Source organism: Verrucomicrobiota bacterium (genome assembly GCA_038744685.1).
Lineage (GTDB): Bacteria > Verrucomicrobiota > Verrucomicrobiia > Opitutales > Puniceicoccaceae > Puniceicoccus.
Map to the genome: position 1 here is coordinate 1 of JBCDMB010000015.1, position 13,952 is coordinate 13,952.

The following is a 13,952-nucleotide window of genomic DNA, read 5'->3' on the forward strand; positions in this document are numbered from 1 at the left end:
CCAAATTTAAGAAGGATTGATAGTTATGGCGGGATGGGGGATGAGTCTGAGCAAGGCGGCCCGATTGGAGGCGGGTCTGCGACCCGTGCCAATCGGGTCCCGCATCCGCGGGACTGCTCAGGCTCATCCCCCGCCCGTCCGTAAGGATGCGCCCGGAATCGAAGGTCGCGGCGTTGCAGGGATCGACGCGTATCTCGATACGCATCCGATCCCTGCGCCTTGCGCTGCTTCGATTCCGAACTGCACCACAACTGTCAATCCTTCTTAAATATGGTATTACATCAGTCCGGGTAGATTCATACCTCCGGAAATGGCTGACATTGCCTCGTCCCCCTCTGACTTCGCTTTTTCCTGGGCCTCCTGAAGAGCTTCCAACAAAGTCTCGCGAACGAAGTCCAAGTCTTCCTTTAGAAACTCGGGGTCGAAATTGACGTCTTGGATCGTGCCCTGACCACTGATTTTGACTGTCACCGCACCACCACCACTCGACACTTCGATGGTCTTCTCCGCTAGTTCCTCCTGCATTGCCTCCATCTGCTTCTGCATCTTGGCGGCCTGTTTTAATAACTTTCCTACTCCTGCCATAACCCCTCATAGCCTCCGAAACTGCCTAAACAAAGGCAAGCGGAGATTCCGTTCCGAAGACCATGATACCCTGTCAATTATTTTTAACCTGGTTAATTATTAGAGAGGACTAACACAAGGGTCCTAAAGAACTCCCAAAAAGACCTTATTGACTCATCAATATATCCTGATTTGTTGATACGTATGAGTTTCTTCCGCGATGTCTGGCTGCAAAAGCGTCCTGTGTGCTCCATCGAGTTTTTTCCTCCTAAGAATGACGCCACCGAAAAGCAGTTTCTACAAACCGCCGAGGCACTGCAGGACTATGCACCGGACTTCGTTTCGATGACCTATGGCGCCGGGGGCACGAGCCGGGAGCGTTCTCTTGGATACGGGCTGCAACTCGTTCAGGAGTTTGGCTACACAGTCTTGCCTCATCTCACCTGCGTCGGGCACTCAAAAAACGACCTTCGCCAGATTCTCGGTTCTTTCAAAGACGCAGGATTCAAGGGAATCATGGCCCTACGGGGAGATCCCCCAAAAGGGGAATCTAGCTTCAATCCTCATCCGGATGGCCTCCGCCACGCTTCTGATCTGGTCCGATTCATCCGCTCCGAACATTCGTCTTTCGCTCTTGGAGTCGCCGGCTACCCGGAGACCCATCCTGAGGCAAGTTCACCGAAGGATGATCTCGATCACCTCGCCTTCAAAGTCCGTGCTGGTGCGGATTTCATCACCACACAATTGTTCTTCGACAATGAGGAATACTTTCGGTTCGCCCAGTCTTGTGGAGATCGCTCAATCGACGTTCCGATTCTCCCGGGTATCTTACCGGCAGTGTCGTGGAAACAAGTGTCCCGTTTTTGTGATCTTTGTGGGTCGTCCATTCCTTCCCAACTGGCCGCTTCCCTCGAAAACGTTGCCGGAGACGAAAAGGCAGAGGCTGAAGTAGGTATCTCCTGGGCTCACGGGCAAGTACTTGACCTTCTCAACAAAGGTGCGCCTGGATTTCACCTCTACATACTGAACCGGTCAGGTCCGGCCCTTGAATTGATGCGTCGCCTACGAAGCGACCTCGGTGACGATTTTAGAACGTTTACCTCTAGGACAGCTTCTTGACTACTCCAACAAGGCTCTCGACCACGCGAGTCACACCATCTCGTGCCCGTTCGTCAACCCACTGACCATTTTCATCAAACGCTTTGTGCGCACTGCCAATTCCTCTCTCATCGGGGATCACAAGGACGCCAATGTTTCCCAAAATATCCCTGAGGTGAACCAAAGACCTCATCGCGCCCAAGCGTCCCGGTGATGCAGCCAGTAGCGCCGCGATTTTACCTGTAAACTCGGCCATTGGCTCTTGTCCCTCTTCTGGTCGAGAAACCCAATCGATTAGATTTTTCAGAAACGGAGTTACAGAAGAGTTATATTCGGGGCTACAGAACACTAATCCCTTATGTTCGCGGAAAAGTCTCTTAATCCGAACCGCATCGGGAGGTAAGCCCTGCTCCTCTTCCTCGTCTCCATGGTAGAGCGGCAAGTCGACTTCACCCGCTTCGAGAAGGGTGACTTCAACTCCTCTCGTGATGAGGATTTGCTCAACCGCTCTGGCAAGAACGCTATTCAGGGAGTTTTTTCTCGCACTTCCCGCGAGAACCAGGATGCGAGGCTCACTCACCGGATAGGATGGATGAAATGGTCGAGGACCCTTGCACTGCTAATAACGCCCGGAAGACCAGCACCCGGGTGAGTCCCCGCCCCGACAAAGTAGAGGTTTTTGACGTCCTCGCTTTTGTTATGTGGCCGGAACCAGGCGCTTTGCGTCAGCGTAGGTTCAAATTGAAAGGCTGATCCGGTGTAAGCGTCCAGCTGAGTTTCAAAATCCTTCGGTGTAAAAATCAACTTTGACTTGAGGTGTTTTCGAAGGTCCGGAACCAAATAATCCTTCTCCATAGACGCGAGGATACGGTCTGCATAATCCTCTTTGATTTCATCCCAGTCCTGCCCGCCTCTAAGATTCGGGACAGGGCTTAGAACATAGAAGCACTCGGATCCGGGAGGAGCGAGAGAAGGATCAGTGCGAGTCGGCGCGTGGAGGTATAAGGAGAAGTCTTCCGCAACAATCTTCTTGTCAAAAATGTCTTTCAAAAGACCTTCATACCGTGGCCCGAGAATGATCGAGTGGTGCGGGAGATGATCGTAGGTCCGGTCCGTCCCAAAGTAGATGACGAAGAGCGACATCGCGTAACTCATCTTCTCAAGCTTACGATCCGTCCACTTCTTCCGGTGCCGCGGGTGCACCATCTTGCGGTAGGTGTTCGCCACATCGCCGTTCGAGATGACGACTTCCGCTGGAAACGTTCTTCCATCAGAAACTCTGACCTCTTTCACTGCACCTCCATCGACGACGATCTCTTCGACTTTGGCATTCAGCTCAATCTTTCCACCGATGTCCTGAAACATTCGGACAAGGCCATTCACCAAAGAACCAGTGCCTCCCATCGCGAAATGCACGCCCCAAGTCTTTTCGAGGTAGTGGATCATCGAGTAAATCGAGCTTGATCGAAGCGGATTCCCACCAATCAGCAAAGGCTCAAATGTAAATACCTGACGGAGTTTCGGGTGCTTGATGAATGACGAAACCCGTCGAAACACGGACTGTTCAGCACGGAGCCGGATGAGATCGGGTGCCACTTTTACCATCTCCGTGAAACGGTCGAAGGAGTGGTCTGCCAAATCCGTAAAGGCACGATCAAAGACCCGCTCACTGTAATCCCGAAATCTCCGGTAACCTTCGACGTCTTCTGGACTAAATTTCGCTATCTCTGACTCCAGCCGTTCCTGTTCTCCACGGTAATCGAAGATCGAGCCGTCGTCGAAGTAGATCCGGTAGAAGGGATCGCAGGGAACAATTTCTACATAGTCGGCAATCTTCTTCCCAGCAGCCTCGGCAAGATCGTCGAGAATGAAAGGCACGGTGATAATGGTTGGCCCTGCATCGTATATAAAACCCTGATCCTCATATACATAGGCACGTCCACCAGGCTTATCACGCATTTCCAGAAGTGTGACCTCGTAGCCCTTCGCTTGGGTCCGAATCGCGGCCGCTAACCCCCCGAAACCACTTCCAACAACAACCGCCTTGCCCGCTCCCTCGTGAACTACTGAAACCATAGGACCTGATAGCCCCAGAGAAGAGGGGTTTCAAGCTTCACAGCGGAAAAAGAGTTAGGAAACCGCGACTTTGGAGTTTCGTCTCAAAGACCCAAACCACGTCAATCCGACGGATTTTTCGGCGTTCCTCTTCTCACGCTGCCCCTGAATTAGGTCGAGGATCCCTCCAAAAAGCCACGCCTGCTCTTCACTCGTTAGGCGAAAGTCCAGCCACAGCTCCACCATTTCACAACGCTTCTCCAGACAGCGGGCCTTAAAGTCGCGTAACTCCGGAGATCTGCTAGTAGCTTCAGCAATCCGTTTGCGTTGTCGCTTGGATAAATCGCGACACAGATGGGTGCTTACATCCCGCAGGACCCTTTTCTCATCTTCAGTGAGATTGATGAAGTGCACACCAATCAAGTCACAACGAATCCTAAGTAGTCGCTGGCACATCGCAGACTTCGAGTAGCCAAAAGCTCTTGCGGCGCCCTCCACAGTCCAATTCCCAATCTCAACCGCCAAGGCAATCACGCGGTCAGAGGGAGAAAGTTGACCCAAGGCAGCTATTCTCGAATCCGGTGAAAGAGTTCCGTCAGCAAGGTCACTCTGCTCCAATGCGGTTACCAACTCCCTTTCGTAGTCAGTAATCTTGGAAAGCGATGGCAGCCTCTCCCAAAGCCGAAAAAATAGATTTTGAGTCGCGTTCATAGCTTCGGTGAGCTGCAACGGAGCCGACGCCCGAAAAAAGCCAAACACCAGTGCTTCAAAACGCTGAACTACAATCACGTAGTCCTCTTCGGAGCCGGATCGTGCCCTTGAAAACGCACGAGAAAGATCAGATTTCATAGGATGTAGAGATAGATGCCCACTCGCATAATCAAAGGTCGCCAGAGGTAGAACCTCAGTCCCGGTCCGTAGGTCGTCGCCGTGCCTCGTCGCGGCACTCGTAAATCACCCGCAAAGCAATCTCGCGCAAATCAAACAACGCACCCCTCAAAATCCGGTCGGCTGACCGCACCTTTCGGGAGCGTCCGCTTTCCGGTTCCGGCAGGATAGAGAGAGAGCGGTTGAGCTCTCCTAGCATCCCTTTGAAGTGACAGACAGCCAGTTCCACATCTCCCATTTCGACTGCCTGTGTGGCCAAAACTCCGGCAATTTCTCCCTCATGAATAGAGCGGGCAAGCATCCACGAGACTTGAGGATCGGAAGGTGCTAGACCAGTGTTTAAAAGCGACTCCCACTCCCTCCGGATCAACAGGTAAAGCCCACGCGTAGCGAGAAACACCGGGTGTTGATGAACAGTAAACGGATCGAATTCGATAGAACCACGCTGCTCGGGTTCCGGGATGTCGGTCCGCTCGGCTGACGCAAAACCTGAATCTTCAATCGACCAGTCACCACTATCCCATCCCATGTGACGGGCCACCTGGTCAAGGCGTTCATGGGAGGACTTTAAACCGGAATAAATCTGAACAAACCGTTCAATCTCACCATCGGACTCACTCAGGTAACGCTGCCAGTCGAATTCTTTCCAAACTGGCTCGGGAACATCTTCCCAATCGCTTTCCTCATAGAACTCGGAAAAGTCTTCGCTCATCCGCGTTCTTCCCCTTTCCAGCCGTTTTCGGCTGCTTCGATTGCTGACCTGTGGAAAAGGCAAACGGTGACTTGGCCGCCGCCCGGAGAGAGTAATCTCATTACCGAAAACCATACAAAACCCGTCCTTTCATGCAATAGAATTTCCCGAAAACGAGGAATTACTTCTAAGCCGTTTTCCGTGCGCGGTTTACCGCGCTGAGGAGGGCAAAAAGACCAGCTTCCTCGATATTTGTATCCAGCCCACAGCCGTAAAATCTCCCTCCATTGACCGACTCGATCACAATGTACGCTGCCGAAGAGGTCGCCGAACCATGGCCGATCGCATGCTGTTCGTAATCCTGAAGGTGGAAGTTCTTCCATCCTTGGTTTTCGAGGGCATGAACAAAAGCGTTGATTGGGCCATTCCCTGACCCCTCCAGAGGAAAATTCCTCCCATTTTCTGCAACAACCCCAGAAAATTGATAGCGGTTTTTATCATCGTTACTTCGCCGAATGTCGTAGGATACCAGCTGGAAAGGCTTTGAAACGTTTACGAACTCCTCCCGAAACAGATCGTAAATATCTTGTCCGCTCAGCTCAGCACCCCGCTCATCCGCTACCTCATTCACGTACGCCCCCAGTTCCGGCTGCATCGCCTTGGGAATTTTAAACCCGAAATCGCGGGCGAGAACGTGCGCCACGCCACCTTTACCACTTTGACTGTTGATTCGGATGATTGCCTCGTAGTTTCGCCCTATGTCACGGGGATCGATCGTCAGATAGGGAACATCCCAGAGTATTTCCAAATCCTCCTTCTCCTTTTCCCGCAGATCAAAGCCCTTCTTGATCGCATCCTGATGAGACCCCGAAAAAGCGGTAAAGACTAGGTCACCACCGTAAGGATGACGTGCGTGGACATCCATCCGCGTGTTGTCTTCGTAGATCGCTCGAATTCTCGCCAAATCCTTGAAATTCAGATTCGGATTTACCCCCTGAGAATACAGATTCAGGGCAACGGTAACGATATCGAGATTACCCGTCCGCTCACCATTGCCGAACAAGGTCCCCTCTACACGATCGGCACCAGCTAAAATACCTAGTTCAGTAGCTGCGACGCCAGTCCCTCTATCGTTGTGGGTATGCAAACTGATGATCACGGAATCCCGCCTTTCCAAACCCCTACAAAACCACTCGATCTGGTCGGCGTGAACATTTGGCGTGGCCACCTCAACCGTAGCAGGAAGATTGAGAATGATCTTTTCCTCCGGTGTCGGCTCAATCACATCGCAGACCGCTTCGCAGACTTCCAGAGCGTACTCCATTTCCGTGCTGGAGAAGCTCTCCGGCGAATACTCCACGCGGATATGAGAATTCTTCATTCGAGGCAGCCAGTCTCGCACCACTTCTGCCCCACGAACCGCGATCCCTTTGACCTCCTCCTTGGACAGGTTGAAGGTAATACGGCGCTGAGCCGGAGAGATCGAATTGTAGAGATGCAGAATTGCGTTCTTTACGCCCGTAAGTGACTCGAAAGTCTTGTCGATCAGGTGCTCCCGCGCCTGCACAAGCACCTGCACGGTGACGTCGTCCGGAATACGGTCTTCCTCGATGAGCCTTCGCAGAAAATCGTGTTCCACCTGAGAGGCAGAAGGGAAACCCACCTCGATTTCCTTGAAGCCGATCTCGACCAGCAGTTCGAACATCCGCAGTTTCTCCGTAACACTCATTGGAACCGCGAGTGCTTGGTTTCCATCACGCAAATCGACCGAACACCATACCGGTGCACGTTCTATCCGCCGGGACGGCCATTGCCGATCCGGTAAGTCAATTCCCTCAAATGGGCGATACTTTCTATGAGGTTCTTCTAACATGGAAAACCTTGAAGAATGACTGATCCGTTGGAACGGAGCAAGAATGCAATCAAACCGGTTTTCCCTGCGACCCGCCTTCTTGAGACGGCTCCCTCAGTCTCCCATGCTACTTGTCCTGATTCTCAAGCTCAAAAACTTCGAGGGCCTCTACTGAAGTATTTTTGACCGGCTCAATCCCAGCCCGACGAGAGGCGCGGGCGATTAGGTGAGCCGACACTGGCATCGTAGTGTAGAAAAAAACGACCAGCAAAATCGCTTCCAACCATGCTCCGAAGGTGCTGAAAAAGATGCCCACCGCCAACGCAAGGAGCGATCCTCCGAAGGCACCTGCTTTCGTCGCAGCATGAAGTCTGCAATAGCAGTCCGGGAAACGCACTACCCCGATCGCGGCCAGCAGTCCAAAGGCTGAGCCAATCAAGACAAGAAGAGAGACGACCGTTTCCATTACTTCCGACCCTGCCTTTCTAAATGCCGTGCGATCGCGATCGTTCCAATGAAGGTTACCACGGCTATCGCAAACGCCACCGTGAGGTAGAGCGACCTTCCACTTTCCAAGGCAATCAGAAGAGAGAACGAGAGAACGATACCCGCAATAAGATCGATTGCCACCACGCGATCCGTCAGAGTGGGACCGCGAAACAATCGCCATGCTCCGACAAAAAGCGCTGCAACGAGGAGGACTTTTCCGATGGCAATGGCTAATGTGAGAGGGATCATGTTTTCAAAAAATTTCCCGCACCCGGTTCACATATCCTTCCTCAAAGCTCCTGCGATCCTCTTCAGGGGATTCGCCGGGTAAAAGGAGGTGAATCAAGGCAGTTCGCCGGTCCTTGGAAACGTCGAAGGAGAGCGTTCCAGGGGTCATCGTGATTAAATTGGTTACGATAAGAAGCTGAAGATCGGTCAATCCCTCTATCGAGATCACAAGGAAAGCCGGGTCCCGCCTCAGACAAACGGGCCTAAGCACCGCAATCGCAATCTGTAGGTTGGCCACTATCACCTCCTTGACGTAGAAAACCAGAAAGGCAAAAAACTTACCCACCCTAATCATGATGGCTCTCCGCCGCCGAGGACGGCATCAATATAAAGAGAAGGATCGAGCAGTTGACGGGCGGCTTCCATCGACCAAACAAAAACGGGCTCCCCGAAAAAGCTCAGACAGAGAATGCCCACGACCACCATGACCATTGGAGCCAAAGACAGTCTATGAGATTTCTCCGAGGATAGTTCCACCTTTCCTTCTTTTTCTGCATCAGGGTCTTTCTTCCAAAACGCCTCAGCCCAGATCTTCGTCATGGAAAAAAGAGTCATCATCCCCACCGCAAGTGCCGCGACCGTCAACCAATAGAATTCACCATCCAAACCAGCCCGCACGATTCCCAACTTCGCCCAGAAACCGCTCAGCGGAGGGATCCCGGCAAGTGCAAAAGCCGAGATCAAAAAGATCAGGCTGCAGCCAATGGATGCCCGGTAAAATCCACCTATCTTCGCCAAGTCAACTGTTCCCCGTCGGTGCTCGATCCAAGCAGAAACCAAGAGCAGGTTCGTCTTCGCAAGATTGTTGTGGACGAAGTAAAACAGCCCGGCGGCAAGACCGAACGGAGTAAACATGGCCAGTCCCGCAAACAAATAGCCAACCTGACTAATGATGTGAAAGGACAGAATCTTTCGCATCTCGAACTGCGCTGCCGCACCCAAAACCCCTGTGATCATGGTCAGTGCCGCGACCCATAGGAATAGGTTCTGCCACGAAGCGATATCCTCACCGATAAACAAGGTTGCGACTCGAAGGAATGAATAGATTCCGACTTTCGTCAGCAAACCTGCAAACAAAGCCGTCACGATTGGAGCCGGTGTGTGGTAGGACGCGGGCAGCCAAAAGAACAGGGGAAAGAGTCCTGCCTTTACTCCAAAAGCAGCAAAGATCAGCGCTGCTCCACCTTTGATGAATCCAGCAGGACTGCCGCCATCCCGAATGATCATGGCAAGATCCGCCAAATTCAACGTTCCCGTCTTGCCGTAAATCAAGCCAACACCCGCCAGAAAAAACGCGGATGCCACCAGATTCATCACCACATACTTCACCCCGCCTTCCAACTGTGGCCGTTTGCCCCCAATCACCATAAGAACGAACGAGGAGATCAACATCACCTCGAACCAGACAAATAGGTTGAACAAATCTCCAGTAAGGAAAGCGCCATTCACACCCAGAATGAGCAGGTTCTGAAGCGGAAAATACCATCGCTCGAGAGGATCTCCCAAGCGATGAAGCAGGCCAAACAAAGTGACCGCAAACCCGGTAAACGAACAGGTGAGGAGAAAAATTGCCGCAGTAAAATCGAGGACCAAAACAATCCCGAACGGAGCGGGCCAGGACCCAAGGGGCAAGGTGTAGATCGATCCGGACGTGACACAAGAAAAGAGCCAACCGCTCGCTACCAACAATGCCAGTGAACTGATCAAACCAATCGCACTCTGGACCTTTTTACCTCGAGGAAAAGCCAGCCCGAGAAGGGCAGCGAAAAGCGGTATAACGAGCGGGAGAGTCAGTGCGTTCAAGGCTTACCCTCCGTCTGATTGAACTGATTCAGATCGTCGGAACCGACCGACCGCTCCGCTCGATGCAGGAGTGCGATCGTAAAGGCGATTACTCCGAACCCAATCACGATTGCAGTCAGCACCAGTGCCTGTGGAAGAGGATCAGCGGCCGCAGAGGAAAGCAGTTCCTCCGAGCCAGGGATCACGGGTGGCTCACCCCGAGTAAGTCCCCCGGAAGTAAACACGAGCAAGTTTGCCCCTTGACCAAGAAGCATGATCCCGAGCACGAGTCGGAACAGACTCCTTCGCAACAAACAGAACGTTGCCGCCGCAAAAAGAAAGCCGATGAAGAGAGCGATAAAGACTTCCATCAATCCTCCTTCAACACGGTTTCAAAGTCATCCGTCTCGTCCTTGAGGCACCTCGCCGCATGAACCACAAAGCCAATGACCGCCAGATAGACTCCTACATCGAAGAGCAGAGGCGTTCCCAAATGGACCTTCCCTAGCAAGGGCAGTGAAAACCCGGGAAGCCAAAGCCCGGTGAAAAACGGTTCTCCGAACACTACGGGTATCACCGCGCTAAGGCCCGCGATAGCAAGACCAAGAATCATCCAGAGGATCGGTCTGGGGAGGCCATTCAACTCGTTCGCCGTTTTTCCTCGGCCCCGCGCGTCCTTTCCGAAGTCGCTCAATAGAATCGCCGTGGCGGCAGTCAATCCACCGATAAAACCGCCTCCCGGCAAATTGTGTCCGCGGTAAAGCAGCACCAGTGACACTACGAAGATCACCGGACTCACATACCGGGCAGCGGCACGAAGAATCGCAGAGTTCATTCGCCCTTTCTCCCCTGACGCATGAGTATGCCAACGCCCAGAGCGGCGATCACGATAACGATCACTTCGCCGAAGGTATCCAGAGCGCGAAAATCGACGAGAATCACATTGACGACATTCTTGCCCTTCGCGAGCGGATAGCTCCAATCCCCCAGCTGCGCTGAAATCGCAGGAGCCAGCTGAACGAGATCCGCCTTGAGGACCAAAGCGAAGACCAAAAGACCAACCACCGCAGAGAAGCCCGCATCGAACCAGAGCGTCCGCTTCGAAGAGATCCGACGCATTTCCGGCAATCGCGATAGCACCAAAAAGAGAAGTAGCAAAGTGAGTGTCTCCACGACAATCTGGGTGATCGCCAGATCGGGTGCACCAAAGTAGGCGAAGAGTAACGCAATCCCGAAACCGACGATACCAAATCCGAGGAGCGCATTGGTTTTCACATTTGTCATCAAAACCAGCACGGTCGCTCCCGTCATAAGGAGTAAAAGAGCAATTATGTGGATTGGTGCCCCAATATTGAGCGGCTCCACATCCAGCTCAGCGATCGACCGTAATTTCCACGCTACCAGAACCGAAACTGCTCCAAGAATGGTAAAGAGGTAGATTCGCAGCTTCCCGTTTTGCAAGACGCGGGTCTGCCACTTCGAAAAAGAAATCACCCCGTTGAGAATCCGTTGATAGACATCGTTCGCCTCAACAATGCGGGGAAGACCCCAAGAGTTGGATCTCCAGAAAATCGCCCGGAACCGGTAAAGCGTAAATCCAATTAGGAGAGTCACTCCGCTGAGAAGGAGTGGCAGGTTAAACCCGTGCCACAGAGCCAACTTCAGTTCCACTGACTGGTTCAAGACGCTTTCTACGGCCGGCTCGACCAGAGGCCGTTCCAGTATGCTGGGAAAAAGACCAAGAGCCAATCCGGTGACTGCAAGCACGAGCGGCCCAACCCAAAGGAAAAAGGGGCCTTCATGAGGCCGTTTGGGGGTGTCCGCTTCCCCCTTACTCCAGAAAGGATGCACACCGACTTTGAAGGCCAGAGCGAAAAGGAGAGCATTTCCCAGAATCGCACATCCAAGGAAGAATGGTGCGAGGTCACCTATCGCCACGCCCGCTTTGTAGACGTATTCCTTCCCCACAAAACCGAAAAGCGGCGGGAAACCAGCTTTTGATAGAGCAGCCAAACCCGCCGCAAGTGCCGTCATCGGCATCAACCGACGGAGGCCATGCAAACGGGTCACATCACGGGTTCCGGTCTCGTGATCAAGGTTACCCGCAACCATGAACAACGCCCCCTTGTATAATGCATGCCCCAAAAGAAAGAGAACAGCGGATTGAGCCGCCATTTCGAAGTCGAGGCCAAGCAGTAAAACCAAAAGACCAAGGACACTGATCGTGGTGTAAGCCAGGATCGCCTTTAGATCCGTCTGAAAAAGTCCACGGATTGCCCCAAGGAGGAAGGTGATTCCACCAATGGAGACCAAGATGATTTCCCACTGTGCCGTTCCTCCCAGAACAGGCGCAAGAGCCGCCAATAGAAACACGCCCGCCTTAACCATAGTCGCTGAATGCAGGTAGGCACTCACCGGCGTCGGCGCAGCCATCGCATTGGGAAGCCAGAAATGAAACGGGAACTGCGCGGACTTCGTGAAAGCTCCCAGAAGGATCAGGATCAAAGACGCGGTGTAGAATGGATGACCACGGAAATCTACGCCATCCGCCATTAAGCCCGACAGCGTCCATTGCTCGGTTCCAAAACCAAGGAGCACCAACCCAGCCAGCAACGCCAGTCCGCCCAGTCCAGTGATGATTAATGCCTGAAGAGCCTTTTTCCGTGACTCAATCGACTCATGATAAAACCCGATCAGGAAATAAGAAGTAATACTCGTCAGCTCCCAGAATACGAAAAGCAAAATCAAGTTGTCCGCGAGAACCAGCCCCAGCATTGAGCCCATGAATCCAGTCAATGCGACCAGGAACCGTCCGAGATCCTTATGCCCGGCCAGATACCCATTCGCATACAGAAGGATAAATGCGCCGATTCCCGTCACGAGAAGGGCCATCAAACGGGAAAGCCCATCGATTCGAAAATCCAACGAAGCTCCTAGAACGGAATACCACTCTACGGTGACAAGCAGAGGGTCTGAATTCAGACCCGCCAAAAGAAATCCAAAGATTGTCGCGGGGACTGCAGCAAGAATCCACGGCGCCGCTTTCGGAACGATCCGCAAGAGGATCGGCGCAAGAGCACCGATCAACCAGATCAGCGGAATTCCCCAAAAAACGACCATCGGCTTTCTTTGTGGACGGAAAACGCTGTCGTTAGCAAGCCGATCCGCATTTGGGCCAAAGATCTCAGTCGCTTGCGCATGCCAGATATCCACACCACCCTCACTGCATGCCCGAGTTAGCGGAAGTCGAATACTACAAGCGACGGTGGGAGCCCTCCCTCGGCGAAAGGGTGGTTTCCGTCTCCCTTCATGAACAGAATCGCATCTTTCGAGGCACCCCAACCGCAGCCCTTGCCTCGCAGATCAAAGGGACCAGATTCCAGCAAGCTTTGACCCACGGCAAACAGATGGTCTTTCGCTTCGGAGTTCGTGGATGGGTTGGCATTCACCTAGGAATGGCCGGGAAGCTACTTCGGGAACCCACCGCAAGTTATGTCCCTCACAAACACGATCATTTAGTGATCCAAACTGGCAAAGCCTGCCTGGTCTTTCGGGATACGCGCTATTTTGGACGCGTCCTATGGTTTTACGGCAAAGAAGATCCGCCATGGTGGGCCCATCGCGGTCCCGACATTCTTTCACCGCAGTTTTCCCATGCCTATTTCGACAGAATTCTCGATAAGCGGCCGGGATCCCCCATCAAGCCACTTCTTCTCAATCAAGACGCTTTCCCCGGAATCGGAAACTGGATGGCAGACGAGATCCTCTGGAGAGCAGCCATCCATCCAGCGACTCGGACGCGAAGATTAGACCCAAACGATCGCCGGATTCTCTATGCAAAGACCCGTGAGGTATGTCGCGCTGCCATGAAAGTGATCGCACCGGATTGGTCCACTCCGCCAAAGACTTGGCTCTTCACCCACCGCTGGAAAGACGGTGGAACCTGCCCGAAAACGGGTGAACCGCTCCTAAGAATCGAGGTAGGAGGTCGAACCACCTGCTTCTCTCCTGCAAGACAGGGAGCCAAACCAAAAGGTTAGGCTGGAGGCCGGCTCAGAGGGATATCGGAGCGGCTGCTTCAGCTGCCGAAAAACGGGGAGGTTTGGAATTGGATTGCCCTCCCCTAGAGATCATCCCCAAGACAAAAGAGAATCGGCGACTGAAGTCGCCGCTCCCCTGTTCTACATGCCCGAATCCTCGGGCTAGGATATGGATCGGTCGCGAAGACCAATGACCTGCAAAGGC

The 13,952-nt window shown here is 53.0% G+C and carries 16 protein-coding genes; 2 read left to right on the top strand and 14 right to left on the bottom strand.

Annotated features, from left to right (window positions below):
* Together AAGJ81_09775 and AAGJ81_09780 are read right to left on the bottom strand one after the other, a co-directional pair.
* On the bottom strand, positions 1 to 205 hold a 205-nt coding region (locus AAGJ81_09775), incomplete at its 3' end, for a hypothetical protein (GenBank protein ID MEM0966423.1).
* A gap of 71 nt (positions 206 to 276) precedes the next feature.
* Positions 277 to 585 carry a YbaB/EbfC family nucleoid-associated protein gene (locus AAGJ81_09780; GenBank protein MEM0966424.1) on the bottom strand — a complete coding sequence of 103 codons (309 nt, stop codon included), beginning with the start codon at positions 583 to 585 and terminating at the stop codon, positions 277 to 279.
* 183 nt (positions 586 to 768) lie between these two features.
* Here AAGJ81_09780 and metF point away from each other — a divergent pair, with 183 nt between their 5' ends.
* Positions 769 to 1,683 (top strand): methylenetetrahydrofolate reductase [NAD(P)H], encoded by a 915-nt coding sequence (gene metF / locus AAGJ81_09785; protein ID MEM0966425.1) that lies wholly within the window; start codon positions 769 to 771, stop codon positions 1,681 to 1,683.
* Here metF and AAGJ81_09790 read toward each other — a convergent pair.
* From AAGJ81_09790 to mbhE, 12 genes are all read right to left on the bottom strand, one after another.
* Entirely contained in the window at positions 1,667 to 2,242 is a 576-nt protein-coding gene (locus AAGJ81_09790; GenBank protein MEM0966426.1) for an NAD(P)H-dependent oxidoreductase, read from the bottom strand. The two genes, metF and AAGJ81_09790, sit on opposite strands and share 17 nt — an antisense overlap.
* The gene (locus AAGJ81_09795; GenBank protein MEM0966427.1) at positions 2,239 to 3,738 is read right to left on the bottom strand and encodes a phytoene desaturase; all 1,500 of its coding nucleotides are present in this window, start codon (positions 3,736 to 3,738) and stop codon (positions 2,239 to 2,241) included. Before AAGJ81_09795 ends, AAGJ81_09790 begins: the two co-directional genes overlap by 4 nt.
* A 54-nt stretch (positions 3,739 to 3,792) precedes the next feature.
* A complete protein-coding gene (locus tag AAGJ81_09800; protein ID MEM0966428.1) occupies positions 3,793 to 4,566 on the bottom strand; it encodes a hypothetical protein in 774 nt (257 codons plus the stop codon).
* A 55-nt stretch (positions 4,567 to 4,621) separates the two neighbouring features.
* The gene (locus tag AAGJ81_09805) at positions 4,622 to 5,317 is read right to left on the bottom strand and encodes a hypothetical protein (GenBank protein MEM0966429.1); all 696 of its coding nucleotides are present in this window, start codon (positions 5,315 to 5,317) and stop codon (positions 4,622 to 4,624) included.
* Positions 5,318 to 5,483: 166 nt separating this feature from the next.
* Positions 5,484 to 7,169, bottom strand: coding sequence for a 2-isopropylmalate synthase (gene leuA / locus AAGJ81_09810; GenBank protein MEM0966430.1), 1,686 nt, complete (start codon positions 7,167 to 7,169; stop codon positions 5,484 to 5,486).
* Positions 7,170 to 7,275: 106 nt separating this feature from the next.
* The gene (gene mnhG, locus AAGJ81_09815) at positions 7,276 to 7,614 is read right to left on the bottom strand and encodes a monovalent cation/H(+) antiporter subunit G (protein MEM0966431.1); all 339 of its coding nucleotides are present in this window, start codon (positions 7,612 to 7,614) and stop codon (positions 7,276 to 7,278) included.
* Positions 7,614 to 7,886 (bottom strand): monovalent cation/H+ antiporter complex subunit F, encoded by a 273-nt coding sequence (locus AAGJ81_09820; protein ID MEM0966432.1) that lies wholly within the window; start codon positions 7,884 to 7,886, stop codon positions 7,614 to 7,616. Before AAGJ81_09820 ends, mnhG begins: the two co-directional genes overlap by 1 nt.
* A 4-nt stretch (positions 7,887 to 7,890) precedes the next feature.
* Positions 7,891 to 8,220, bottom strand: a complete 330-nt coding sequence (locus AAGJ81_09825; GenBank protein MEM0966433.1) for a Na+/H+ antiporter subunit E — start codon at positions 8,218 to 8,220, stop codon at positions 7,891 to 7,893.
* Positions 8,217 to 9,728 carry a proton-conducting transporter membrane subunit gene (locus AAGJ81_09830; protein MEM0966434.1) on the bottom strand — a complete coding sequence of 504 codons (1,512 nt, stop codon included), beginning with the start codon at positions 9,726 to 9,728 and terminating at the stop codon, positions 8,217 to 8,219. Before AAGJ81_09830 ends, AAGJ81_09825 begins: the two co-directional genes overlap by 4 nt.
* The gene (locus AAGJ81_09835; protein ID MEM0966435.1) at positions 9,725 to 10,078 is read right to left on the bottom strand and encodes an NADH-quinone oxidoreductase subunit K; all 354 of its coding nucleotides are present in this window, start codon (positions 10,076 to 10,078) and stop codon (positions 9,725 to 9,727) included. The genes AAGJ81_09830 and AAGJ81_09835 overlap by 4 nt, the downstream gene beginning before the upstream one ends.
* Entirely contained in the window at positions 10,078 to 10,542 is a 465-nt protein-coding gene (locus AAGJ81_09840) for an MnhB domain-containing protein (GenBank protein MEM0966436.1), read from the bottom strand. The genes AAGJ81_09835 and AAGJ81_09840 overlap by 1 nt, the downstream gene beginning before the upstream one ends.
* Positions 10,539 to 12,920: a hydrogen gas-evolving membrane-bound hydrogenase subunit E gene (gene mbhE, locus AAGJ81_09845; GenBank protein MEM0966437.1), complete on the bottom strand. Its 2,382-nt coding sequence runs from the start codon at positions 12,918 to 12,920 to the stop codon at positions 10,539 to 10,541. Before mbhE ends, AAGJ81_09840 begins: the two co-directional genes overlap by 4 nt.
* A gap of 14 nt (positions 12,921 to 12,934) precedes the next feature.
* On the opposite strand from mbhE, the gene AAGJ81_09850 reads away from it, so the two are divergent.
* Positions 12,935 to 13,747 (top strand): DNA-formamidopyrimidine glycosylase family protein, encoded by an 813-nt coding sequence (locus AAGJ81_09850; protein ID MEM0966438.1) that lies wholly within the window; start codon positions 12,935 to 12,937, stop codon positions 13,745 to 13,747.
* Positions 13,748 to 13,952 lie beyond the last annotated feature (205 nt).